Below are 24437 nucleotides of genomic sequence, written 5' to 3'. Positions count from 1 at the left end.
TATGTACCGCACGTCGTCCGCCTTCGCGCGGTTTCCTTAGGGCCTTCTCAAACTTCGATGGCCCACTCGACCCCATGACGACCCAACCTGCCCCCCAGGCGACCGATGTTTTCAGGCCGGACGCCCACTTTCAGCACCTGATCAACGTCATCCCGTCCTGGCTGCGCCAGGCAACGCCCCAGCGGCGTGAAGCACTGAGCAATATCACCCCGGGATTGCCGGCCAGTCTCAAGGACGCCCCGCCACATCAGCACGCGGAGCTGAGCAAACTCATCGCCCGTCATGTGACCAGCCAGAATCGGGTCGATCAGATGATGGCCAATCTGCAAAGCCCCGCTGATTTCGCCGAGCCGCTGCTGAAGGCGGCGCTCAAGCGCGATTTCGGCCTGGAGCTGGACGTGCGCCAAACCTGCTTGCGTCTTTACATCCCCACCCACCTTCCCTGGCTGCGGTTGAAGTCAGGGGCCGCGCGCATCTGGACGGTGTCGCTGCTGGATGCAGCGCTGCACAACTTCGAAAGCGCCGAAACCGAAACTGACGCCTTCGAACCCGCCTCGACTTTCATCACGCCCCCCTCCGCCGACGGGCGATTCGGGACCTTGCCGCAGATTGCGGAAAAAATGCCCATCACGGCGTTCACCCGCCTGTGCCGGGAGCTGGATATCGGCCAGCGCTATAAAGAGTACCTGGAGGACAATCTGGGTATCAGCAACCCGGTGGCGGCGGCACTGCTGCAACCGAAAATCCATGACAGCCAGAAAACCGCGCTCATCGCCGCCCTGCACATGGCGCTGATGCAACAACGGCTGACCAGTGATACCCACCGGCTGATTCTTGGCCTGCTGGACGACCTGCCTTATCTGCGCTTGCGCGGCCAGCCATGGGGCTGTCATGAGTTGACCATCATGAACGCGCGCCTGACTGGTGTTCTGTTATTTGCCCCGGACCTTGAAAGCGCACGCGAAGTGGCCAGGGTCGTGGCCTACATCCCTGACGACCCCGAACATCCGATCAAGGAATACGCATCGTCCGCCGCCTTTGCCGAAGAACTGAGCAAACGCCTGCGCGTGCCCGCCTATCAACAATTCTTCAGCCGCTTCATCGACCACGAGGATCGCGGCCACTTCTTCGCCCAATTGAACAGCCAACTGGCCCCCATTACCTGGCAACCGGTTCAGCCGGGGGATCCGCGCCCGACCTGGCGCGAGCAACCCAACCAGCGGGTCGATCTGCGCATCGCTTCAATGCCGATCAAAGGCGAACTTTGGACCCACCAGTATCAGTCCAAACTCAACAAGATTCTCAACGATGCCCGGGTCATCGCGGTATCCACTGCAACGGTCGACCAGAAAGCCCGCTGGGCCCTTTGGGACTCCTTCACCGAAATCGCTTCGGCACTGTTGAATGTCGCTGCCTTCATTGCCCTGCCGTTCGTGCCGTTCCTTGGTGAGTTGATGCTCGCTTACATGGCCTACCAGTTGCTCGACGAAACCTTCGAAAGCGTCGTCGACTGGGCGCAGGGCCAGGGTCGCGAGGCGTTCGGGCACCTGATGGGCGTCGTGGAGTCCGCCGTACAGCTGGGTACATTTGCGGTGGGTGGCGCGATTGCAGCGGGAGAACTGCGTGCGGCGCTGCCCGGGGACATCGTGCAGTTCTTCGACCGCTTCAACTCGGTTAAGCGACCGAACGGCGAAACCCGTTACTGGCAACCCGACCTCACCGCGTACGAGCATCCCGCCGAGCTTCCCGACGAATCAAAACCTGATGCACTCGGACTGCACCGTCATCAGGGCAAAACCCTCTTACCCCTGGAGAACAAACGCTACGCCGTCAGCGAGAATCCTTTGTCGGGCGAACATCGCATCGACCATCCGACCCGACCTGAGGCCTACAAACCCACGCTCAAACACAACAGGGCCGGCTCCTGGCAAACCGAGGTCGACCAACCTCTGAGCTGGGACCAGGCCACCTTGCTTCGACGTATCGGACCGGACATGCAGCGTTTTTCCGAGCGCGAACGCGAAGGCATGCTAACCATCAGCGGCACCCACGAAAACGTCCTGCGCAAGATGCACACCCATGCAGGGTCGCTGCCGCCGCTTCTGGCCGACACGCTCAAGCGCTTCACGATCGACCAGGACATACAAACCTTTATCGAGCAAATCGGCAGCGACCGGCCGGAGCTGTACCTGAAGGCCGACCCCGTCACCCAGCTCGAATTGCTCAACGCCAACGGCTACTGGCCGAATACCAAAGGGCTGCAACTGACGGATGGCGAGGCGCGCACACTTTGGCAAAGTCCCGCGCCGGATGTGCCGCGCCTGCGCATCGATGTCACGCAACTCAACGACGGCGATCTGCTCAAAACCTTCCTGCTCGCCCTGTCGGACGAAGAAGCGAGAACCTTGATGGGCGAGGAATTCGGCCTGCCCTCCCCTCGCCTCGAAAGTCGCACGCGCAGCCTGCGCCAGAAACTGGCCCAACTCGCCCAACGCAAGCGACAGAGCCTGTTCGAACAGCGCTACCGCGAACTCGAACGGGGCGCTCACTCCATGGCACAAATCCTCATCGATGCCGAACCCGGATTGCCGACCACCATCGCAGACGCGATTGCCGCAACGGCCAACGACCTGGAGCTGCAACAACTCAAGAGCGGCAAGATTCCCCCCAGGCTGGCGGAACTGAGCCAGGAGGCCAGGTTGCAGGTACGGGTGACACGCGCCTACGAAGGCCTTGAGTTGCCGTCGACCGAGGACAACATCGACACCGATTGCCTGGTTCTGCACTCACTGGAAAACCTGCCAGGCTGGAGCGGACAACTGCGCCTGGAAATACGCCACTACAGCCCTGACGGGCGCCTGATCGACAGCCTTGGCAGCGCTGACGCCGACCTGCGCAAAATACTGGTGCTCGGCGAGGACGGCGCCTATCAGCCGTTTGATCAGGATGGAGAAGAACTCAGCGGTTCGACCACGTTTTTTAACAGCTTGCTGCAGGCATTGCCCGACAGCGAGCGCATGGCGCTGAACGTCCGGATTGGCGACGAGGCCCGGCTCAAACAGTTGATTCGCCAACACCCACTGAGCCGCGAGGCCTTGCGCACACTGCTGGGCCGGCAGGTCAATCTCAAGCCTGCCTACGACCCGAAGGTCATGCGACTGTTGGGCGGCGTCGATGGTTATCGGCACCTTCCCACCCGTACGCCCACCCTGCAAGCCCGCGTCCAGTCGTTGTTCCCGCAACTGTCGGCCGAGGAACTCGATGCGTTTGTCGAGCGCCTGCAACAACACCCGGCAGGGCCACGGGCAGAACTGAATCGACTCATGGTTGAACATTCAGGGCTCTACGACACCCTGTCACCCTGGTGCAGCGATATTCCGCCGTTCCTGCCTGATACCCAAACCAGGCTCACACCTGAACAACTCTCCACCCAGATGCACGCTCGAAGGCATTTCGTGATCGAACTGATGGAGTGCTGGCGGCGGCAATGGGTCCCTGCACAGACCGGATTCGCCACGACCGACTTCAATTTCTTCCAACCGATTATTGGCGAGCTGCCAGCCCTGAACGCCGACTTCAGCCGTGTCCAAACGCTAACACTGGATGGCTGTGGCGCCACACGGGGAATGCAAGCTTTCTTGAGCAGTTTTACCGGATTGCGCGCCCTGAAACTGCGCTACTTCAACCTGGGTCACCTTCCGGATGTTGTCGTGCAGCTACAACTTGAGGAACTGGTTCTCAGCGATTGCGCGATCCGCCTCAGCCCCGAGGCCCACGCCACGCTCGCCGGGCAGTTTCAATTGACCACACTGGATATGTATAACAATCCGCTGGGCCTGGTACCGGACGTCGGTGGCATGCCCAACCTGAATTACATCGACCTCTCACACACCGGCATCCCCGAGCTGCCCAAGGACTTGCTAACCCGCCCGCGCCTGCTCACTGCACTGCTCAACAACAACCGGATCGAAGAATTGCCGACAGCCCTTTTCTCACTGCCACCCGACAGTCAGGAAGGATTCGACCTGGGCAACAACCCACTGTCGTCCACAACCCGCGAACGCCTCAAGCAACACTACCTGGCCACACGTCAGGACTTCGGTATCTTTGCCGAGGCGGCGGACCTGAGACGTGCGCAAGCGCTTTATCCGATGATGGACCAGGAAGAAGCGAGCAAATTCGTGAATTCGCTGCCTGGAACACTGGACGAGGGGCGAGCCGAACTGAGTCGCCTGGAAGCCGAACTTGCCACCCTGGAAACCGAGCTGGCTGCCTGGACCGCCGACATTCCCGCTCTCCATCCCGTCACCCAACAACCGTTCAACGCGCAACAACTGCTGAACGAGCATTGGGCCCGAGACGAATTCAAACAGCTCGTGCTGCGATGCTGGCGTCGGGAAACGGGGGCCGAAGACATGAGCGACTTGCTGCAACCGAGCTACGACTTGAGCCTGGACACCCACATTAGCGGCGACTTGCCAGCACTGAGTGCAGACTTCAGCCATGTCACGATGGTTTATCTCAATAGCGAAAGCGGAATGCCCATGGGCGTTAGCCGGTTCCTGGAAGGTTTCCCGAAACTCAAGACCCTGAGCATCCGCGACTTTCACCTGGGCAATATCCCGGACGCGATTTTCCGCATGGGCGAACTGACCTCGTTGAACCTCCCGGACTGCCACATCGCCCTGACGGCACAGAGCGTCCTGAACCTGTCCGAGATGACTCAACTGGACTTCCTGGACTTGAGTAACAACCCGCTGGGACTCGCACCGGATGTCACTCAGATGACCGATCTGGCCACCCTGCAACTGGACAACTGCCGGCTCACCGAACTGCCTGCCGGCCTGTTGCAACTCAAGAGTCTGGACATCGCGAATCTGAGCAGTAACGAGATCACCCGGATACCCACCGATATTCTCGAACTGCCGATGGAGGCTGCCGAAAGCATCGATCTGCACGGCAATCCGCTCAACGAAGCCAGTCTGAAAATCCTGATTGAGTATTTCAAGTTGACCAACGTCGACTTCGGGGTCGAGGAAGTCATCGAGCGGGCTGAGCTGCAGGTGTCGTCTTCCGGAGAATCAGACCCGGACGAGTAACCCTGTCAGGCGCGGATCAACCGCGCTCCGACGGCACCGAGGACAACTCGAACGGGCTGCTGCTGCGCCGCTGGTTGCGATCTTCCCGCGGCGTGGCGCCGAAGAAGTTGCGGTAGGCGCTGGAGAAATGCGGCCCCGAGGAAAAGCCGCAAGACAGGCCGATCTGAATGATCGACTTGCTGGTTTGCATCAACATCTGCCGGGCCTTGTTCAGGCGCAATTCCAGGTAGTACTGGCTCGGCACACGGTTGAGGTACTGCTTGAAAATCCGCTCCAGCTGCCGACGGGACACGCACACATGTTGGGCGATTTCGTCGGTGGTCAACGGCTCTTCGATATTGGCTTCCATCAGCAACACCGCCTGGGTGAGCTTTGGATGGCTGGAGCCGAGACGGTTCTGCAACGGAATGCGCTGGCGCTCACCCCCCTCACGGATACGTTCGACCACCAGTTCTTCAGAGACCGCACCGGCCAGCTCGGCGCCGTGATCGCGGGCCAGCACCGCCAGCAGCAAGTCGAGTACCGACAGGCCACCGCACGCGGTCAGGCGATCACGATCCCAGTCGAACAGATGGCTGGTCGCGATGACTTTCGGGAAGCGTTCAGCGAAATCGTCCTGCCAGCGCCAATGCACGGCCGCGCGATAACCATCGAGCAAACCGAGTTGCGCCAACGGGTAGACACCGGCCGACAGACCGCCGATCACGCAACCAGCACGCACCAGCTGCTTCAGCGCACTGCTGAGCGCCGGGGCAAGGCTGGTCGGTGGCTCATCTGCCAGCAGGAACAGTTTCTGAAAGTTTTCGAGCTTGCCGGTCCACGCCTCGCCGGGCAATTGCCAGGCACCTTCGGCCGGTGGCTCGGCCTGCAGGAACGACAATTCGTAAACCACCTCCGGATGCACACGCTGGGCAACACGCAAGGCCTCCTCAGCCAGCGCAAGCGTCAGTGCTTTAGTGCTGGGCCAAACAAGGAAACCAATTCGATGGGCAGTCATGGCGGGCAATCCGAAACGAAGAACGGTGATGAAGGCATGGGCCAATGCTAGCCCGTAAATGAACGCAAATCTCAAAACCAGCATCGTCCCCTGTGGGAGCTGGCAAGCCAGGTCCCACAGGGATCAGGGATCGATCTCTAGGTTGCGAAGCATGCACTATCGCGGTGCACAACGGCAGCCCTGATTACTTCAGGCTACCCGACAGGAATTGCTGCAGGCGTTCGGATTGCGGATTCACCAGCACTTCGCGCGGGTTGCCGCTTTCTTCGACGACACCTTTGTGCAGGAACACCAACTGGTTCGACACTTCACGGGCAAAGCCCATTTCATGAGTCACCACCACCATGGTCCGGCCTTCCTGGGCCAGGGCCTGCATCACCTTCAGCACGTCGCCGACCAACTCCGGGTCGAGGGCCGAGGTCGGTTCGTCGAACAGCATCACTTCCGGCTCCATCGCCAACGCGCGGGCAATCGCCACGCGCTGCTGTTCGCCGCCGGACATATGACCCGGGTAAGCATCCTTACGGTGAGCCACACCCACTTTGTTCAAGTAGTGCTCGGCTTTTTCCCGCGCTTCGGCCTTGGACACGCCCAGTACATGCACCGGCGCTTCCATGATGTTTTCCAGCGCTGTCATGTGTGACCACAGGTTGAAATGCTGGAACACCATCGACAGGCGCGAACGCATGCGTTGCAGCTGTTTCGGGTCGGCAGCCTTGAGTGCGCCGTCCTTGTTCGCCACCAGTTTCAGTTCTTCGTTGTTGAGCAAGATCTTGCCCGCGTGCGGCTGCTCCAGCAGGTTGATGCAACGCAGGAAGGTACTTTTGCCGGAGCCACTGGAGCCGATGATGCTGATCACATCACCCGCCGCCGCCTTCAGGGACACGCCCTTGAGCACTTCGTGACTGCCATAGCGTTTATGCAGGTCTTGGACTTCAAGTTTGTACATGCGGTCGGTTCTCACAAAAACAGTCAGTCAGTCGTTGAGCAAGCGCCCGTGACGCAGCGCTTCGCGCCCCGCCACCTTGGCCAGCCAGAAACCGGGTTGGGCGTAACGCAGCCGCTCAATGGCAAACAGCACCCCGGACGTACCAGCACACACCGTGCTGACCCGATCCGCCAGCGGATCGATCACTTCAAAAATTTCGTCTCCGGCGTCCACCCATTCACCGGGCTTGCGCAGGAAACTCACCACACCGGGGTGCGGCGCAAACAGCAATTCAGTGCCTTCGAAGGGCATGCCTTCGCACGCGTCCTGCGCAGGTTTCGGCCACTCGCCGCTGATCAATCCCTGCTCGGCGAGGAACGCCAGAATGCCTTCGGCGTGAGCCTCGGATTCAGCGCGACCGGTGTCGGCCTGACCACCCAGTTCAAGGGTGGTCGCCAGGCACGCCAACGGAATCTGCGCATCCGGGAACAGGCGCGACAAACGCAACCACGGCAGCGAACAGGCCTCGTCAAAGGAACTGCCGCCGGAATCTTCCGCCAGCAGACCGACTTTCACATTCAAGTGCGCGGCCAGTGAACGCCACTGCGGCCAATGCTGCGGCAAGGCATACATGTGCAGCGCCGCTTCGGCGTCGCAATGCAGATCCAGCACCACATCGGCGGTGCAGGCATGGCTGAGCAAAATGCGCTGCATGCCCTGCAACTGGCTGCTGGCCGGTGGCAATGCGGCCAGCGCATCGCTCATGGCCTGGCGAATCAAACGGATGTTGGCGTGCGGGTCATCACCCAGGTGCCCGGCGACTTCGGCGGCCACTGGCGCGCTGAGCTCGACGAAATCGCGATTGAAGTTCTTGCCGCTGCCCGCCTCGAAACGCCCTTGATGATTGCCTTGCAGCAGTTGACCGAGGCCCAGTGGATTGGCCACCGGCACCAGCTCGATCACGCCGTTCAACAAGCCTTGGGCTTCCAGTTCGGCCAGGCGCTTTTTCAGCGCCCAAGCCGTGCGCATACCCGGTAGCTCATCGGCGTGCAGGCTGGCCTGGATGTAAGCCTTGCGCTCGCCGGTGCCGAAGCGGAACACCGAAATCCGGCGTTCGCTGCCCAGATGGCTCCACGGCAATAGATGATCAATGCGTTCCATATCAGTGCTTCCGCGGGGCCAGATAGCCCAGCCAGCGGCGCTCGGCCAGTTTGAACAGCTTCACCAGGATGAAGGTCAGGCACAGGTAGAACACGCCAGCGGTGATGTACGCCTCGAACGGCAAGTAGAACTGAGCGTTGACCGTGCGCGCGGCACCGGTGATGTCGATCAGGGTCACGATGGACGCCAGACTGGTGGTCTGCAGCATCATGATCACTTCGTTGCTGTACTGCGGCAGGGCCCGGCGCAGGGCCGATGGCAGCAGGATGCGCTTGTACATCTTGAAGCGCGACATGCCCATGGCCTTGGCCGCCTCGATCTCACCGTTCGGCGTGGCGCGCAGGCTGCCGGCGATGATTTCGGCGGTGTACGCACTGGTGTTGATGGCGAACGCCAGGCACGCGCAGAAGGTCGCGCTCGACAGCCAAGGCCAGAGGAAGCTTTCCCGTACGGTTTCGAACTGCGCCAGACCGTAGTAGATCAGGAACAGTTGCACCAGCATCGGCGTGCCGCGGATCACGTAGGTGTAGAGCCAGGCCGTCATGTTGACGACAGCGTTTTTCGAGACGCGCATCAAGCCCAGCGGCAATGCACACAGCAGGCCGAAGAACAGTGACAGTGCGAGCAGTTTGAGGGTGGTCACCAGGCCGCCGAAGTACAGCGGCAAGGCCTCCCAAATGACGTTGTAGTCGAAGATCATAGATCAGCCGCCCTTACGCCTACCGAGTAGCGCTTCTCAAGGTGACGCAATGCCAGCAACGAGACACTGGTGATCACCAGGTACATCGCCGCCACTGCGAGGAAGAAGGTGAAAGGCTCACGGGTGGCGTCTGCCGCCTGCTTGGCCTTGAACATCATGTCTTGCAGGCCCACCACCGAAATCAGTGCGGTCGCCTTGGTCAGTACCAGCCAGTTGTTGGTGAAGCCCGGAATCGCCAGACGGATCATCTGCGGCACCAGCACACGGAAGAACACCTGGAAACTGCTCATGCCATACGCCATGCCGGCTTCGGCCTGACCTTTGGGGATCGCCATGAACGCGCCACGGAAGGTCTCCGACAGGTACGCACCGAAGATGAAGCCCAGGGTGCCGATACCGGCGGCCAACGGGTTCAGGTCGATGTACTCGTCAAAGCCGAGCAGCGGTGCGACGCGGTTCAGCAGGTCCTGCCCCCCGTAGAAAATCAGCAGGATCAACACCAGATCGGGAATGCCGCGGATCACGGTGGAATACAGGTCGCCCAGCCAGGCCAGCCAGCGCACCGGCGAAAGGCGCAGTGCCACGCCGATCAGGCCCAGAACGATGGCCAGAGCCATGGACGACAAGGCGAGCTGAAGCGTCAGCCAAGCGCCATCGAGGATGACAGCCCCGTAGCCTTTCAACATGATTCAGGTCCTCGAGAGTTGGGATGAAAAAATGGCGCAAACCTCAGAGATCCTGTTGCTTGCGCCATTTCGGACTTTTCGTTGCGACGTACTTACTTGCCGTAAATGTCGAAATCGAAGTACTTGTCCTGGATTTGCTTGTACTTGCCGTTCTCACGAATGGCGGCGATGGCGGCGTTGAGCTTGTCCAGCTCAGCCTTGTCGCCCTTGCGAACCGCGATGCCTACGCCGTCGCCGAAGTATTTGACGTCGGTGAACGCAGGGCCGACGAACGCGAAGCCTTTGCCGGCATCGGTCTTCAGGAACCCGTCATTCAACAGGGTAGCGTCTGCCACGGTGCCGTCGAGGCGGCCGGCGGCCACGTCGAGGTAAATTTCGTTCTGCGAACCGTAAGGCTTGATCTCGGCACCCAGCGGGGCCAGGACTTCGCGGGCGAAACGCTCGTGGATCGAACCACGTTGCACGCCGATGTTCTTGCCCTTGAGCTCGGCCAGGCCTTCGCTGACCTGAGTGCCTTCCTTCATGACCAGGCGGGCCGGGGTGTTGTAGTACTTGTTGGTGAAGTCCACGGACTTCTTGCGATCTTCAGTGATCGACATGGACGACAGAATCGCGTCGATCTTGCGCACTTTGAGTGCCGGGATCAGACCGTCGAACTCTTGCTCGACCCATACGCACTTGACCTTCATCTCTTCGCACAGGGCGTTGCCGATGTCGTAGTCGAAACCAACGATGCTGCCGTCCGGGGCCTTGGAAGCGAACGGAGGGTAAGCCGCTTCGATACCAATTTTCAGAGGCTTTTCATCGGCGAAGGTTGGCAGGGACAGCACGGACAGTGCCAGGGCGCCAAGCAGCACGAGTTTCTTCATCTTGGGACTCCATCGGTAAAGGGCTAAAACGGCAGAGTGAGCGACAGCCCAATATGCGAATGAGTGGAACCGGATAGTTTTGCTGCGTCCTACAGTGCACGTGCGAATTTTCAACACGAGCAACGACGAGCGAGTGATCGGCATTCTAACGACAGGCCCGAAGCCGATATTTCTTCAATGCGACAACTAGTTACAGAAGCACTGAGAAAGCCGGTTTGGCACGTTGACAGCCCTGCAAAATCATGCAAGAGCAAAAGACAGTGAACCGATATACATTGCAAATTGCGGGCCTATTATTAGCAAAGCCTTCTAATCCGGCAAGCGCAGCGTTGGTTCTTATTTTTGAGGGGCGTTTTGAATGCCCCTATCCGGGGCCTGGCGTTTCCCTATGCCCCGTATCGGCGCGGGCGGTTACACATTTAGTAACTTGAAGGATCAAGGGTAACAGCGGGAAACAGCCTACAGGGGAAACCGATAATTATTGGCTGTTGCATAAGGGGCGACTGACAGGCCGCCTTCGCGAGCAGGCTCGCTCCCACAAGGATCAATGGAGTGCCTACGAGTTACGCCACACTACAAAAACCTCTGGGAGCGGGCTTGCCCGCGAAGAGGCCCGCACAGCCACCACACAATCACCCGACATGAAAAAGCCCCGCCAGACTCAACACCTGGCGGGGCTTTGGATGACGCCGAACGCTACTTACGCAACATTCATGGTCTTGTGCGTATCAATCAAATGCTGCACCACGCTCGGATCGGCCAGAGTGGAGATATCCCCCAAGCCATCGTATTCGCCGGTCGCGATCTTGCGCAGAATCCGGCGCATGATCTTGCCCGAACGGGTTTTCGGCAGGCCTGGCGCCCACTGGATGACATCCGGCGAGGCGATCGGACCGATCTCCTTGCGCACCCAGTTTTTCAGTTCCAGGCGCAGTTGCTCGTTCGGCTCCTCGCCGTTTTTCAGGGTGACGTAGACATAAATGCCCTGCCCCTTGATGTCATGCGGCACACCGACCACCGCCGCTTCGGCGACTTTCGGGTGAGCGACCATCGCGCTTTCGATCTCGGCGGTGCCCATGCGGTGGCCGGACACGTTGAGCACGTCGTCGACGCGACCGGTGATCCAGTAGTAACCGTCGGCGTCACGGCGGGCGCCGTCACCGGTGAAGTACATGCCACGGAAGGTCTTGAAGTAAGTGTCGACGAAACGGTCGTGGTCGCCGTACAGCGTGCGTGCCTGGCCTGGCCACGAATCGAGAATCACCAGATTGCCCTCGGCCTCGCCTTCGATGATGTTGCCCAGGTTGTCCACCAGCGCCGGTACCACGCCGAAGAACGGACGTGCCGCCGAACCCGGCTTGAGGGCATGTGCGCCCGGCAGCGGGCTCATCATGTTGCCGCCGGTTTCGGTCTGCCACCAGGTATCGACGATCGGGCAACGGGACTTGCCGACATTCTTGTAGTACCACTCCCAGGCTTCCGGGTTGATCGGCTCGCCCACCGAACCGAGCAGGCGCAGGCTGCTGCCGTCAGCACCTTCGACGGCAGCGGTGCCCGAAGCCATCATGGCGCGAATGGCGGTCGGTGCGGTGTAGAGGATGTTGACCTTGTGCTTGTCGACGATCTTCGCCACCCGGGTGATGTCCGGGTAATTCGGCACGCCTTCGAACAGCAGCGTGGTCGCGCCGTTGGCCAGCGGGCCATAGACAATATAGGAGTGACCGGTGACCCAACCGACGTCGGCGGTGCACCAGTAGACCTCACCCGGGCGGTAGTCGAACACGCGCTCGTGGGTCATGGCCGCGTACAACAGGTAGCCGCCGGTGGTGTGCTGCACGCCCTTCGGTTTGCCGGTGGAGCCGGAGGTGTAGAGGATGAACAGCGCTTCTTCGGCGCCCATTTCCTTCGGCGCGCACACGGTGCCCGCCACTTTCATCAAATCTTCGTACCAGATGTCGCGATGCTGGTTCCACTTGATGTCGCCACCGGTGCGCTGGCACACGATGACTTTCTGGATGCTGCTGGTTTCCGGGTTGGTCAACGCGTCGTCGACGTTGGCCTTGAGCGGGATCTTCTTGCCGGCACGAATGCCTTCGTCGGCAGTGATCACCACCTTCGACTTGCAGTCGATGATGCGGCCCGCCAGGGCTTCCGGCGAGAAACCACCGAACACCACCGAGTGAATCGCACCGATCCGGGCACAGGCCAGCATGGCGACCACGGCTTCGGGGATCATCGGCATGTAGATCGTCACCACGTCGCCGCGGTGTACATCCTGGCCGCGCAGGGCGTTGGCGAATTTGCAGACTTGCTCGTGCAGTTCGCGGTAGGTGATGTTGCGGCTTTCGGAAGGGTCATCGCCTTCCCAGATGATTGCGACTTGATCGCCGCGCTCGGCCAGATGACGGTCGAGGCAGTTGTAGGAGACGTTCAGGGTGCCGTCGGCGAACCACTTGATGTCGACATGGTGATCGTCGAAGGACGTCTGTTTTACCGTGGTGAAAGGCTTGATCCAGTCGAGACGCTTGGCTTGCTCGCGCCAGAAGCCGTCCGGGTTGACGACTGACTGCTGGTACATGGCCTTGTAGGTCGCCTCGTCGGTCAGCGTGTTGGCCAGAACCTCGGGACGAACGGGATACAGGGAAGCCACACTCATCTTTCTTACCTCGGGGAATATAGTTGTTTTTGTATGACCCCGTTGTAGCCGGGCCGGCCCTATAGAACCATTCGACGATGGTAGTAACAAGCCCATACAAAATGCCCCGGCAAGCGCAAAACAAGGCTGGAACGAATGTTCCGATATCACGCCGCCCCTTGTAGAAGCGAGCTTGCTCGCGATGCTCCTGCAAAATAACGCGCCAAACCTGACACCCCGCAGCGCCCCACGATTCACCGCGAGCAAGTTCTCCCTACATGGGATTGTTACGAAATCTGTCAAAGGTGTTTATCAAAAGCATGGCTATATGAATAAACCCCTCCCCCCTAAAATCTGCATCGCCAACCCGGCAAATTGAGTTAACCACGTTACAGCCCCCACGAAGGCAGTTAACCCAAAAACTAAGTTGTTCGGCTCCACACGCAACCCCAAAAAGGTTGCGTGACCCCACTCGACCTATGAAAGGTAAAATTTAAATGAAAGCTTTATTGGTTCTGGCCCTCAGCAGTCTGTGCGCTACCGCCATGGCAGACGAGGTCCCGGCTGATGTCGCGCAACAACAACCCGTAGTAGAGGATTACACTTACTCGATGCACCTGGACATCGCCAAAGTTATATCCATGAGCGAAGTTCCCAATGTTTGCGAAGTTGTCCCGATGAAAATGGAATATGACGACTCCAAGGGTCAACGTCATATCCTGCGCTACAGCGTGATGGGTAACGGCTGCTCCAGCGGCTGATACATCCGCCCCTCGTCTCCCCAAGGTTCGACCCAGCCGCCCGACGTTGCAGGCAGATGAAGCGCCGAACCTGATACATCTATAAATACGATTTCTTTAAGCATTTTTTAGCGAATTTAGATCAATTTATCAGATGTAGCATGTGTTCCATACCCAAGGCACATAACGCCACCCCATTTGGAGTCACCCCCATGAAAAGCAAACTGATCCTCGCCCTGACCCTCTCGGTACTGGCTGCCAACACCTTCGCCGCCGACGGCTATGACCGCACCGGCTCGGCCACCTTTGCCGCTGATGGTTACGATCGCACCGGTTCTGCCACCGTTGCTGCTGACGGCTACGATCGCACCGGTTCTGCCACCGTTGCTGCTGACGGCTACGATCGCACCGGTTCGGCCACCGTTGCTGCCGACGGCTACGATCGCACCGGTTCTGCCACCGTTGCTGCTGACGGCTACGATCACACCGGGTCTGCCACCGTTGCCGCTGATGGCTACGATCACACTGGCTCGGCAGTGGCTGCCGACGGCTACGATCGCACCGGTTCGGCGACTGTCGCTGCAGATGGTTATGAGCGCACCGAGTCGGCCACTTTCAGGTGATCACTGAAGGTCGTTCCCAGCCCGACTTCGGTCGGGCTTAGTTGTGTCTGGAGCCTGAGAAACCCCCTTCGAAACACAAGATGTAGTGAAAAAAGCCTTTTCTGGTTATTTCTTGAGCAAAAATGACCCAGGGCAAAAATTTACGAAAAAAAATCTGCACCGGCCAAAGCCCTGTAAACCCTCGCTCCGACCGAAAAACCGTCCCTGTCGACCGATCCGTGAGCCATTTCGCCGCACCACGGCACCGAAAACTTCCCTATAATGCGGCCTTAAACGGGCCTGCAATATTCCCTTACAGGGATGAAAAGCCAGTCTGAAGCCCCGCAGAAGCGTTCGATGCTTTCTGCGCCCATCAGTGGCTCTCGGAACCCCGTACAAAATTCTGTTTTATTGCCTGCCTTAGCTGCTGCAAAAAACGATTCCTTAAGATCCATCGCGGCCAGTACGGCCGTGTGAAAGACCAACCTATCAATTTCACACGGGCAATCTGGCCCTCACGCAGGAGACGACACGTCATGCTGAGCTGGGACGAATTCGATAAAGAAGACACGGAAGTAGCGGTCAAGAGCGCCAACGCTGGCCACGCCACCGAAGCCAATATGGACCGTCTCGACAGCGCTGGCGGTGCCGCCGCCCTGGAAGCCCGTGCCGTCACCGCCACTGACTCCGCCGCCGTCGCCCGCGCCAAGGCTGCCCTGGACGCCCTCGACGTCGCCGAAGGTCTGGCCGAACTCGAAGGCGCCTCCGCCCGTGTCGCCGTTGACGAAAAACGCATGATCAACTGCCGCGCCGACCTCAACCAACTCGTGCCCTTCAAGTACGACTGGGCCTGGCAGAAGTACCTGGACGGCTGCGCAAACCACTGGATGCCGCAAGAAGTCAACATGACCGCCGACATCGCCCTCTGGAAAAACCCGGAAGGCCTGACCGACGACGAGCGCCGCATCGTGATGCGCAACCTCGGCTTCTTCTCCACCGCCGACTCCCTGGTCGCCAACAACCTGGTCCTGGCCGTATACCGCCTGATCACCAACCCGGAATGCCGCCAGTACATCCTGCGCCAGGCGTTCGAAGAAGCGATCCACACCCACGCCTACCAGTACTGCATCGAATCGCTGGCCATGGATGAAGGCGAAATCTTCAACATGTACCACGAGATCCCGTCGGTCGCGAAAAAAGCCACCTGGGGCCTGAAATACACCCGTTCGATCTCCGATCCGAAGTTCGAAACCGGCACCGTCGAAACCGACAAGGAACTGCTGCGCAACCTGATCGCCTACTACTGCGTTCTGGAAGGCATCTTCTTCTACTGCGGCTTCACCCAGATCCTCTCCATGGGCCGTCGCAACAAAATGACCGGCGTCGCCGAGCAGTTCCAATACATCCTGCGCGACGAATCCATGCACCTGAACTTCGGCATCGACGTGATCAACCAGATCAAAATCGAAAACCCACACCTGTGGGATGCCGAAATGAAGGAAGAAGCGACCCAGATGATCCTGCAAGGCACTCAACTGGAAATCGAATACGCCCGCGACACCATGCCTCGCGGCGTGCTGGGCATGAACGCCGCGATGATGGAGGACTACCTCAAGTTCATCGCCAACCGTCGTCTGTCGCAGATTGGTCTGAAGGAAGAGTACCCAGGCACCACTAACCCGTTCCCATGGATGAGCGAGATCATGGACTTGAAGAAAGAGAAGAATTTCTTTGAGACGAGAGTGATTGAGTATCAGACTGGTGGGGCGTTGAGCTGGGATTAACCCCTCAGGTTGCCGTGATTTGAAGATTTAAATCGGCAAATCGAAAATTAAAGCCCCGTTCTGATCATCGATCAGAACGGGGCTTTTTTTGGAGTAGGAAAACTCTTACTCATACTCCTAGTAGCTGCTAAACCTCCCACAGGACTTCCAGCGCCTTCTGAATTGATTGCTGTTCAAAGCGTCTCTAAGCTTTGTCGCAGGTGCCTAAGAAACGCCCAACGTAGAAGCCAACCTCCTCATAGAACGCATGCTGATATCAGCTATTTATGCGCGTCTCTGTGTGCGGGAGAACGGCTTGTTGGGATTTCTTAGATCCTCTACGTCGGGCTCTGGCCCTCTTCAACTTCAACGTAGAGGTAAGGGATATGCCTACAGAAACTCCACACCGATCGGTCATGCGCGATCCTTATAGGCCGACGATCTTCATCCGCCACAACCTCCACCTCCACGCCCTCCTCCTTGAAAATCAACCATGGTTCTGCACTCGCGATATCGGCCGCTTGATGGGTGTCCATCTGAGTGATCGTATGGTCAGCAAACTAGACAAAGATCAGCGTCGTGTTGTGTGGATTGAGTATTTTCGGCAACCAGAAAAGCAGCTGATGCTCAGCGAGTCCGGTGTCTATGCGCTGTTGGTGTATCACTACGTTCCGGGGAATCGATTGTTGCGTGAGTGGTTGACCCACCAGGTGGTGCCGGCTTTGCGCGATGCGGAGCAATCTGAAAACTCGGATCGGCCGATGTTGAGCTTGTTGGATTGGCCGGAAATGTCGTTGAGTCTGCTGCATTGGCAGAATGAAGGTTGGATTCGACTTCGGGACATGCCGTATCTGTTAAACGATCAAACGCAGCGGCGCGTACCGATGGCTAAGCCTTGGTGGCGGAAGGTAACTCAGGTGTTTCAGTCATCGAAGCATTCGATGAGTTAGGTGACGTGCTTGTAGGAACGATCGCGAGATCCGTCGTTATTTTCTGTAGGAATTTTCGTAGACAGTCGTAGTGGCCACTCAGTATCGTCCGAGGGTTTTCAACCCTCGGCGATCGTATGGACACTGAAAAGAAGAACGAAGATTGGAGCGCGTCGGAAATTAAGGCCGCAGTGGGCGCCTATCTGACGATGCTTGCACTTGAACTCAAAGGACAGACATTCAATAAGGCCCAAGCGAATCGCTTACTACGCCAGGGTGCCTTGGCTAACCGTTCCAAAAGCTCCGTTGAGTTCCGTATGCGGAACATATCTACAGTCCTAGAAAAGATGGGGCGCTCGAGTATCAAGGGATACAGGCCAGCGGAAAATGTCGGCGCCAATGTTGAACACGGAATTCGTGAAGCACTTGCCTCTGACGCCTTTGAACCCTCCGCCGATGAAGACACACTTGAACGTCGTGCTATTGCCCTAGAGCAGAAACCGTTCGAGAAGGAACCAAAAGGGATCTTAAAACCCAAGCAAGCCTCTACCAACAGCACTACTTACATTCGCGATCCTGAAGTCAGAGCCTGGGTTCGGCAGAATGCCAAAGGTATCTGCGAAGGCTGTGATCAGCCCGCACCGTTTGAAAAGGACGGCTCGCCGTTTCTTGAGGTTCACCACGTTAAGCATCTGGCGAACAAAGGGTCGGATCGGACAAGCAATGCCGTAGCGCTGTGTCCAAATTGTCATCGCCGCTGCCACCATTCGGACGATAAAGACACTTTCACTTTGTATTTGTATGACAAGGTGAAACGGCTGAGGCGTGAGAAATAGCTATTTGTTGCCAGCCCTTCAGCCCGTCAGTTGAGATTGTTGGTGCAAGGGCTGGCGCCATCGCGAGCAAGCTCGCTCCTACAGGGGATGGCGGTGAGTTTGGAAACTATAAGTACCCTCACAACTTTGCCGAAACCACTCGTATCCCATACTGCGGAATAATCCCGTCCGCGGTGATCAACTCCAGCCCTTCCGCCTGAACCTGAGCAATCAACATTCGATCAAACGGATCGCGATGGATCTCCGGCAGTTTTCCTGCCTGTTGCCCGTGGAACAGGGAAATAGGCAGCTTGGTAAAACCCTCGTCCTCAACCAGCGCTTCGAGGTCCTCTGGGGCCTCCAGCATCCCTTTAGCCTGCTTGATCGATATTTCCCAGATAGAAGCAGCACTCACCAGCACCTGATTTCGCGGTTCTTCTATCATCTCCCGAGCCTCCGCACCCAGTGCCGGATCATCGGACAACCACCAAAGAAACACATGGGTATCCAACAACAAGCGCCTCATAAGCTGCCCTCAAATCCATCGATGATGTCCTCGGGAGTCTTGTCGAAATCCGCAGACATCCGAATTTTCCCCTTCAACCGCCCGGGCTTGCGCGCCCGAGGGGTATCGACATGAGGCAGCAGATCCAGATAAGGCTTCCCGGCTTTGGCGATCACCACCTTGTCACCATGCCACGCACGTTCAGCAAGTTGAGAGAGTTGGGACTTTGCCTCGTGCATGTTTACTTGCACCAATTCATTCATATGGCACCTCCATAGAGTTAGCTAAGCTAGCCTAAGCTGGCGTTTTTCTATAGGCAAGCTAGCGAGGTGACCGTCTATCAAAAATGTCTTCTCAAACCATTTCTGTTTTCAAGCGAATCCACAGCGTCTCTGTCGATACGACAAACACGAATCAACAGGTGCGCCATCAACCACTACCCGCTATTAATACCCCTCCCCTCAAGGACCCGAGCCCCCCATGAAATTCGACCTCGCCTACTGCCTCAGCCTCGACGCCAAGCTGTCGATCTATGACGTGCGCGATTTGAATTTCGACGAGACCATGGCCTTCGATTCCGCCAAGGAACACTTCCAGTGCCCCAACGATGCCTGTCGTTTGGCGTTCGATGTGGCGAACGCGTTGGGGACGTTCAACGCCAAGAATGTGAATTACGTGCGTACGCCGCACTTCAAGAATTTGCCGAGTACGCGGCATGTCGAGGGTTGTCCTTATGTCAGCCTGAAGACGCCGGCATCGGGCGTGGAGGCGGATGGGGCGGAAGCGGATGACAGTCGCGAGGAGCATTTCCCGTCGGAATTGTTACTGACTCGACGTGCGTATGTGCGTAAGCCATCCAGCCCGGCGGTGGCGCCCGACACTGAGAGGGATGAGCCCATAACGCCTTCGGCCACCACTAGCGTCGAGCCGCCGAGCCACGATTCGACGCCGGACAAGACCAGCATCTTCGCCCACCCGGTGGAGTGTTTCGTGTCGAACTTCGACGACAAGGACTTGCTCAAGCGCATGCCGCTGAAGATCGGCGAACACACCGCAACGTACGCGGCTTTTTTCAAGAAGATCGAGTACCTGCAGGACAACAAGGGGCTGATTTACTGGGGCAAGGTCAAGCAGATCAAGGACTACACCCAAAGTTTTCGCATCGACTTCGAGAAGAAGGTCTGGTTCGAGAAGAAGCCGTATTCGGTCAATGTTTACCTGAGCAAAAAGCTGATCGACACCTACCGCAAGCGCAAGGCGTTCCTGGAAGAGATCAAGCACGCCATCGAGAGCGGGCGCGAGTTGTATTGCTTCTTTTATGGCGTGACGCCGGAGCTGAAGCAGGTGCCGAGCAAGAAAAACCCCGAGCAGACGTTCGGGGTGTTCAGTGCCAACATTGAGAATCTGGATCACTTTATTGTGCGGGAGGCACCCGGGCTGGAGGGGAAATGACCCACCATTACGATTCCCGCGCGTGTTTAAGCTCCCGTTCAAATGCCCGGATTTCCCGCTTCACTTCCATGCGCCGTTCAAGTGCGGCTTGAATGCCGGACTCATCAAGGCCAACGTATCGGCGCAACCAGTGAGCCACCATTTCCTCATCCGGGTAGTAAAAATCCTTGTGCCCTTTGCTCCCTCGTGGCGTGTCATTCATGTCGCCATCGAAGCGTCCGGCTGAGAACTCATCCAAAGGCAGAGTCCCCCATTCAGCGGCGCAGTCCTCGAAGATCCAGGCAATTTCATTGATGTGTTTTTGCGCACCTCGGTGGCCGCGTTTGTAAAACGCGTACTCGCGGCAACCCTCCTCGAAGCGCCCCATCATCTGCTCAGCATCGACCCAGCGAAGAATGTCATGGTTTCCGGCGTGACGGATCAGGCCCTCTACCCAGCGGTTGGCAAACCGTCGAATGATACCTTCGATATCCGCCTTTTTCGCGTCGGCGAAAATCATGCAGTAGCGGGTTTGCACATGGATGACGTACAGCACGTGTTTGCGTTGCACGGTGGCGGCGTGAACCAGCCACTGTTCGGCAAGCTCGCCGACCTCATCCTCCTCGATAACGGGTGATGGCGGTTTTTCCACCGGGGTGATTTTTTTACCCTTGTGTACGCGACTGAAGAAATGGCTGGCCGCTTCGGTGCAGTTAAAAATCAACATCCTGATTCTCTGCTAGAGGTCTGGGTATAGGGGGAGTCAGTCATGACTTACGCCTTCTTCGGCCCACTTAATCTTATGGGGCCGACGAACAACGTCAGCAAGCATTGCCTGCACCTCGTCGCTAAGGACTGTCAGCTCTGCATCGGTCAGCAAATCGTGACTGACCATCGTTTCCAAGGCCATAAGGGCGCTAGATCGACTGTAACGATCGAACGTGCGGACGATGTCTTTATCCCTATCGCGCATCAGTTGATAAAGCGTCCGATACCTGGCGTGGGGTGAGCGCGCGTCATGCTCGGCGATAGTCTCGGCATCGGCCAACACCCTCAGACAGAAACGATCGAGCGCAATTTTGTACAGCTCCTTGAACTTCTTCCAATCACTTTCGAGGACCCTCATGACATTCTCCCGCGCGAAATATTGAACAGTGCGAAGTCGCATTCTTGCGAACAAGCCCACTGACTCCAACCCTACCTGGCACACATACTCATCAGCACCAACACTAGCAACCCGACGTACACCCGCGCGTGAATCTGATCCGGTATGCGCCCGATCCAGGGCGTGGCCAGGCGAATCCCCACCACCGATCCAACCGTCAACACCGTAAACGCCAGCAGATCCACATAGCCGACAAACCACGGCCCCAGATCAAACGCGCTGAAGCCGGCCATGGCCATGTAGGTCAGGGTTCCGGCCAGTGCCACGGGCAAGCTCAGTGGATTGGCCATGGATGTCGCCTGGGACATGCTCAGTCCGCATCGGCGCAATAATGGCACGGTCATGACGCTGCCGCCCACGCCGAGAAAGGTGGCAATGACGCCGATTCCCACACCGCCGCCAGATTGTTCTGACCGACTCAATCGCCGTGGATTTCGCAGCTGGGAATGTGTGAGAAAGCCGTCTCTGAACAGGCAATCCAGAATGGTCAGCCCCAGGTAGGCAATGAAGGCCAAGCGAATGAGTTGGCCACTGGCCTGCATCGCGGCCACGGCGCCGAGTGCCGCCCCCACACCAATGAAGCCGCCCAACGGCCACAGGTAATGGCGAATGAGATGACCGGCGCGGTGGTGTTTTCCGGTGGCGATCAGGGCATTGACGATCATCACGCAGGTCGAGGTGGCGACGGCAATGTGCATCGCCGCCTGGCCGATGGGATCGTCCACGCCGTACCTGGCCATGAGCATGCGGTACAGCAACGGCACCACCACAAAGCCCCCGCCAAAACCAAACAACACGGCGGTAACGCCGCTCATGCAGCCGAAGAGTGTCAGCCATAGGTAGAACATTGCGCGTCGTCCGTTGATTGAGAGCAGTCGACGATAAAGCGCTGCGCCTTGGCCTGCTTCAGCAAGTCAGCCAATAATGTTTGCGTTTACGCCAACTGTGGGACTGCTTGGATGCGCAATATTTCGATTGATCTGCTGGACGCCACGCCACGTCCGGTGGTTGCCATCGGTTCGGATTATGCCTACGGCCAATGGTTGCCCCGTCATACACACCGTCGCGCGCAGTTGTTGTACGGCGCCACGGGGGTGATGCAGGTGAGCACGCACGACGGCAATTGGGTGGTGCCGCCGCAGCGGGCGGTGTGGATTCCGGCGGGGGTGGCGCATGAGGTCTTGATGCTGGGGGTGAGCACTCGCAGTTTGTACATCGAACCGAGCGCGGTGGATTTTGGCCAGCGCTGTCAGGTCATCAGCGTGTCGCCGTTGATGCGGCACCTGTTGATGGAAGCGGTGGAGATTGCGCTGGAGTACGCCGAAAACAGTCGCGACGCCACCCTGATCGACTTGTTGCTGCACGAACTGGCGCTCAGCACTCACTTGCCGCTGCATATCCCGCTACCGCTCGATGCGCGCCTGCTCGCGTTGTGCCAGGCCTTTGTGCAGCGGCCCGACGCCCATCAGTCTCCGCAACAATGGGCCGATCAATTGCACATCAGTTTGCGCACGTTCAATCGCCTGTTTCGCCAACAGACCGGCTTGAGTTTCAGCCAATGGCGGCAACGCGCCTGTGTGGTGCTGGCACTTGCACGGTTGGTCGCGGGTGAACCGGTGACGCGCATTGCCCTGGATTTCGGTTACGACAGCCCGGCGGCATTTTCGACCATGTTCCGACGCCTGTTGGGCCAGGCGCCATCCGTCTGGTTGGAGGGGGCGAAATAGCAGAAATCGAAAAATCAAATTGATCCGGGTCGAAAACAACTGTACAAAAACACAGTATATTTTTGATCAACACTCTCGAACCCGGAGAACCCCATGGCCTCTCAAGCGATGAAAATCACCCTGGAACGTATCGCCCTCTTCCAATTCACCCCGGCCCACTGCGCCCAGGCCCGAGCGATGCTGGGTTGGAGCGTGGAGGAACTGTCTCGCGAATCCGGGGTTTCGGTGGAGGCCATTCAGCGCTTCGAAGCAGAACAGGATGTGCTGGATGTCACCCGGCTGACGCTGGCGTATCGGTTTGAAGCCGAGGGGCTGGTGTTCTTCCCGGGGTTTGCACCGGGGCGCGGGATGAACCTGAGAGGTTCTACCCCCAATCCAATGGAGCGGGCTGATTTTGCGATGGTTGAGTAAAGATCCTTGGACGGGCCGCTTTCAGGGCTAGCGGCCCGATTCCAAAACACTACGCGTTCTGCACAGTCACCTGATCACTCTCCCCTTCCAGCTCCAGCCACCACGCGTCACCGCGCTGCGGGTACATGAGGTTGAACGCCTCACCCATCTGCGGTGTGGTAATCGAAACGCTGCGGTCCCAGGCCAGGGCCAGGATGCGGTCGAAGGGTTCGTACCAGGCGTGCATCGACAGGTCGAAGGTGCCGTTGTGAATCGGCAAGAGCCAGCGGCCCTTGAGGTCAATGTGGGCTTGCAGGGTTTGTTCCGGTTGCATGTGCACGTGGGGCCACTCGACGTTGTAGGCGCCGGTTTCCATCAGGGTCAGGTCGAACGGACCATATTGTTCGCCGATGTGTTTGAAGCCTTCGAAGTAGCCGCTGTCACCACTGAAGAAGATCCGCGTGTTGCCTTCGATCATCACCCACGAAGCCCAGAGGGTGCTGTTGCCGTCGAACAGGCCGCGACCGGAGAAGTGTTGTGACGGGGTGGCGATGAAGCGGATGCCATCGACTTCGGTGTCCTGCCACCAGTCCAGTTGCCGGATCTTGCTGGCGTCGATACCCCACTTGATCAGGGTGTCGCCCACGCCCAGCGGCGTGAGGAAGTACCTGGCCTTGTCGGCGAGTTGCAGCACGGCCTGGTAGTCCAGGTGATCGTAATGGTCGTGGGACAGGATCACCGCTTCAATGGGTGGCAACTGGTCGAGGCTGATCGGCGGCTGGTGAAAGCGCTTGGGACCGGCCCATTGCACAGGCGAAGCCCGTTCTGCGAAGACCGGGTCGGTGATCCAGAATTTGTCCCGCAACTTGAGCAGCACCGTGGAATGGCCAAGTCGATAGACGCTGTGGTTCGGCGCGGCCATCAACGCCGCCTGGGTCAGGGTTTGTACCGGGACCGGCGCGCTCGGACGGGTGTCTCGCTGCTTGTGGAAGACCATGTTCCACAGGATGCGCAGGGTCTTGCGAAAGCCTTCACGCTTGAACGGTGAGTGATTGAGGTATTGCCCTTCTGTCTGACGGGACGCTTCAGATGCGGCAACGATGTCCGCGGGGGAAGTGGTTTTGGCCATGACTGAATGACTCCGGAAAAACCGCAAGTAACCGGTTTATCAAGGTTGGACGATAAATGGCCAAGGCATGCACGCATCAGCCGGATGGTTCTATTGTTCACCGGGCAGGATTAACAAAACATTACACTGCACGGTGTAGTTTCTAGGTTGCATCAAAGCCGATCAC

22 protein-coding genes are annotated in these 24437 nt (G+C 58.3%); 9 read left to right on the top strand and 13 right to left on the bottom strand.

What is annotated here, in order from left to right; genetic code table 11:
* The first annotated feature begins 74 nt into the window (after positions 1-74).
* Positions 75-5099 carry a dermonecrotic toxin domain-containing protein gene (locus ACX3YF_RS14275; RefSeq protein WP_458973859.1) on the top strand — a complete coding sequence of 1675 codons (5025 nt, stop codon included), beginning with the start codon at positions 75-77 and terminating at the stop codon, positions 5097-5099.
* A 16-nt stretch (positions 5100-5115) separates the two neighbouring features.
* On the opposite strand, the gene argR is transcribed toward ACX3YF_RS14275, so the two are convergent.
* The 7 genes from argR to acs all read right to left on the bottom strand — a co-directional run bounded on the left by argR (position 5116) and on the right by acs (position 13096).
* On the bottom strand, positions 5116-6096 hold the full coding sequence (argR, locus tag ACX3YF_RS14270) for a transcriptional regulator ArgR (protein WP_047532376.1): 981 nt from the start codon (positions 6094-6096) through the stop codon (positions 5116-5118).
* Positions 6097-6280: 184 nt separating this feature from the next.
* Entirely contained in the window at positions 6281-7045 is a 765-nt protein-coding gene (locus ACX3YF_RS14265) for an ABC transporter ATP-binding protein (protein WP_007971015.1), read from the bottom strand.
* Positions 7046-7072: 27 nt separating this feature from the next.
* Positions 7073-8185, bottom strand: a complete 1113-nt coding sequence (locus tag ACX3YF_RS14260) for a M14 family metallopeptidase (RefSeq protein WP_458944440.1) — start codon at positions 8183-8185, stop codon at positions 7073-7075.
* A gap of 1 nt (position 8186) precedes the next feature.
* The gene (locus ACX3YF_RS14255) at positions 8187-8885 is read right to left on the bottom strand and encodes an ABC transporter permease (protein ID WP_103405943.1); all 699 of its coding nucleotides are present in this window, start codon (positions 8883-8885) and stop codon (positions 8187-8189) included.
* Complete coding sequence (locus tag ACX3YF_RS14250) at positions 8882-9571, bottom strand: ABC transporter permease (RefSeq protein WP_047532379.1); 690 nt, start codon at positions 9569-9571, stop codon at positions 8882-8884. Before ACX3YF_RS14250 ends, ACX3YF_RS14255 begins: the two co-directional genes overlap by 4 nt.
* A 92-nt stretch (positions 9572-9663) precedes the next feature.
* Positions 9664-10440: an ABC transporter substrate-binding protein gene (locus tag ACX3YF_RS14245; RefSeq protein WP_196586929.1), complete on the bottom strand. Its 777-nt coding sequence runs from the start codon at positions 10438-10440 to the stop codon at positions 9664-9666.
* Positions 10441-11140: 700 nt separating this feature from the next.
* Positions 11141-13096 (bottom strand): acetate--CoA ligase, encoded by a 1956-nt coding sequence (gene acs, locus ACX3YF_RS14240; protein ID WP_458973858.1) that lies wholly within the window; start codon positions 13094-13096, stop codon positions 11141-11143.
* A gap of 476 nt (positions 13097-13572) precedes the next feature.
* On the opposite strand from acs, the gene ACX3YF_RS14235 reads away from it, so the two are divergent.
* The 5 genes from ACX3YF_RS14235 to ACX3YF_RS14215 all read left to right on the top strand — a co-directional run bounded on the left by ACX3YF_RS14235 (position 13573) and on the right by ACX3YF_RS14215 (position 17945).
* Complete coding sequence (locus tag ACX3YF_RS14235) at positions 13573-13836, top strand: DUF2790 domain-containing protein (protein ID WP_130211499.1); 264 nt, start codon at positions 13573-13575, stop codon at positions 13834-13836.
* Positions 13837-14027: 191 nt separating this feature from the next.
* Entirely contained in the window at positions 14028-14438 is a 411-nt protein-coding gene (locus tag ACX3YF_RS14230; protein WP_458973857.1) for a heme utilization protein, read from the top strand.
* Between the two features lie 515 nt (positions 14439-14953).
* The gene (locus ACX3YF_RS14225; RefSeq protein WP_090324615.1) at positions 14954-16201 is read left to right on the top strand and encodes a ribonucleotide-diphosphate reductase subunit beta; all 1248 of its coding nucleotides are present in this window, start codon (positions 14954-14956) and stop codon (positions 16199-16201) included.
* A gap of 395 nt (positions 16202-16596) precedes the next feature.
* Entirely contained in the window at positions 16597-17130 is a 534-nt protein-coding gene (locus ACX3YF_RS14220) for a BRO-N domain-containing protein (RefSeq protein ID WP_130211497.1), read from the top strand.
* A 116-nt stretch (positions 17131-17246) separates the two neighbouring features.
* Positions 17247-17945: an HNH endonuclease gene (locus ACX3YF_RS14215; protein ID WP_204149920.1), complete on the top strand. Its 699-nt coding sequence runs from the start codon at positions 17247-17249 to the stop codon at positions 17943-17945.
* A gap of 118 nt (positions 17946-18063) precedes the next feature.
* On the opposite strand, the gene ACX3YF_RS14210 is transcribed toward ACX3YF_RS14215, so the two are convergent.
* Complete coding sequence (locus tag ACX3YF_RS14210; protein ID WP_458973856.1) at positions 18064-18450, bottom strand: type II toxin-antitoxin system VapC family toxin; 387 nt, start codon at positions 18448-18450, stop codon at positions 18064-18066.
* On the bottom strand, positions 18447-18692 hold the full coding sequence (locus ACX3YF_RS14205) for a type II toxin-antitoxin system Phd/YefM family antitoxin (RefSeq protein ID WP_130211652.1): 246 nt from the start codon (positions 18690-18692) through the stop codon (positions 18447-18449). Before ACX3YF_RS14205 ends, ACX3YF_RS14210 begins: the two co-directional genes overlap by 4 nt.
* A 217-nt stretch (positions 18693-18909) precedes the next feature.
* Here ACX3YF_RS14205 and ACX3YF_RS14200 point away from each other — a divergent pair, with 217 nt between their 5' ends.
* On the top strand, positions 18910-19881 hold the full coding sequence (locus ACX3YF_RS14200) for a hypothetical protein (RefSeq protein WP_458973855.1): 972 nt from the start codon (positions 18910-18912) through the stop codon (positions 19879-19881).
* Between the two features lie 7 nt (positions 19882-19888).
* Here ACX3YF_RS14200 and ACX3YF_RS14195 read toward each other — a convergent pair whose 3' ends face one another.
* The 3 genes from ACX3YF_RS14195 to ACX3YF_RS14185 all read right to left on the bottom strand — a co-directional run bounded on the left by ACX3YF_RS14195 (position 19889) and on the right by ACX3YF_RS14185 (position 21873).
* Entirely contained in the window at positions 19889-20587 is a 699-nt protein-coding gene (locus ACX3YF_RS14195; RefSeq protein ID WP_458973854.1) for a DUF6933 domain-containing protein, read from the bottom strand.
* A 36-nt stretch (positions 20588-20623) separates the two neighbouring features.
* Positions 20624-20986, bottom strand: a complete 363-nt coding sequence (locus ACX3YF_RS14190) for a hypothetical protein (protein ID WP_458973853.1) — start codon at positions 20984-20986, stop codon at positions 20624-20626.
* 71 nt (positions 20987-21057) lie between these two features.
* Complete coding sequence (locus ACX3YF_RS14185) at positions 21058-21873, bottom strand: sulfite exporter TauE/SafE family protein (protein WP_458973852.1); 816 nt, start codon at positions 21871-21873, stop codon at positions 21058-21060.
* Positions 21874-21984: 111 nt separating this feature from the next.
* Between ACX3YF_RS14185 and ACX3YF_RS14180 the strand changes: the two genes are divergently transcribed.
* Together ACX3YF_RS14180 and ACX3YF_RS14175 are read left to right on the top strand one after the other, a co-directional pair.
* Positions 21985-22752: an AraC family transcriptional regulator gene (locus ACX3YF_RS14180; RefSeq protein WP_458973851.1), complete on the top strand. Its 768-nt coding sequence runs from the start codon at positions 21985-21987 to the stop codon at positions 22750-22752.
* Between the two features lie 93 nt (positions 22753-22845).
* Positions 22846-23163: a helix-turn-helix domain-containing protein gene (locus ACX3YF_RS14175; protein WP_458973850.1), complete on the top strand. Its 318-nt coding sequence runs from the start codon at positions 22846-22848 to the stop codon at positions 23161-23163.
* Positions 23164-23212: 49 nt separating this feature from the next.
* Here ACX3YF_RS14175 and ACX3YF_RS14170 read toward each other — a convergent pair whose 3' ends face one another.
* Positions 23213-24271: an MBL fold metallo-hydrolase gene (locus ACX3YF_RS14170; RefSeq protein ID WP_458973849.1), complete on the bottom strand. Its 1059-nt coding sequence runs from the start codon at positions 24269-24271 to the stop codon at positions 23213-23215.
* Positions 24272-24437: the final 166 nt, after the last annotated feature.

The organism is Pseudomonas fluorescens group sp. PF-69, assembly GCF_054481235.1.
Note: the sequence above shows the minus strand (reverse complement) of the source record. Positions and strands in the feature narration are given on the sequence as shown.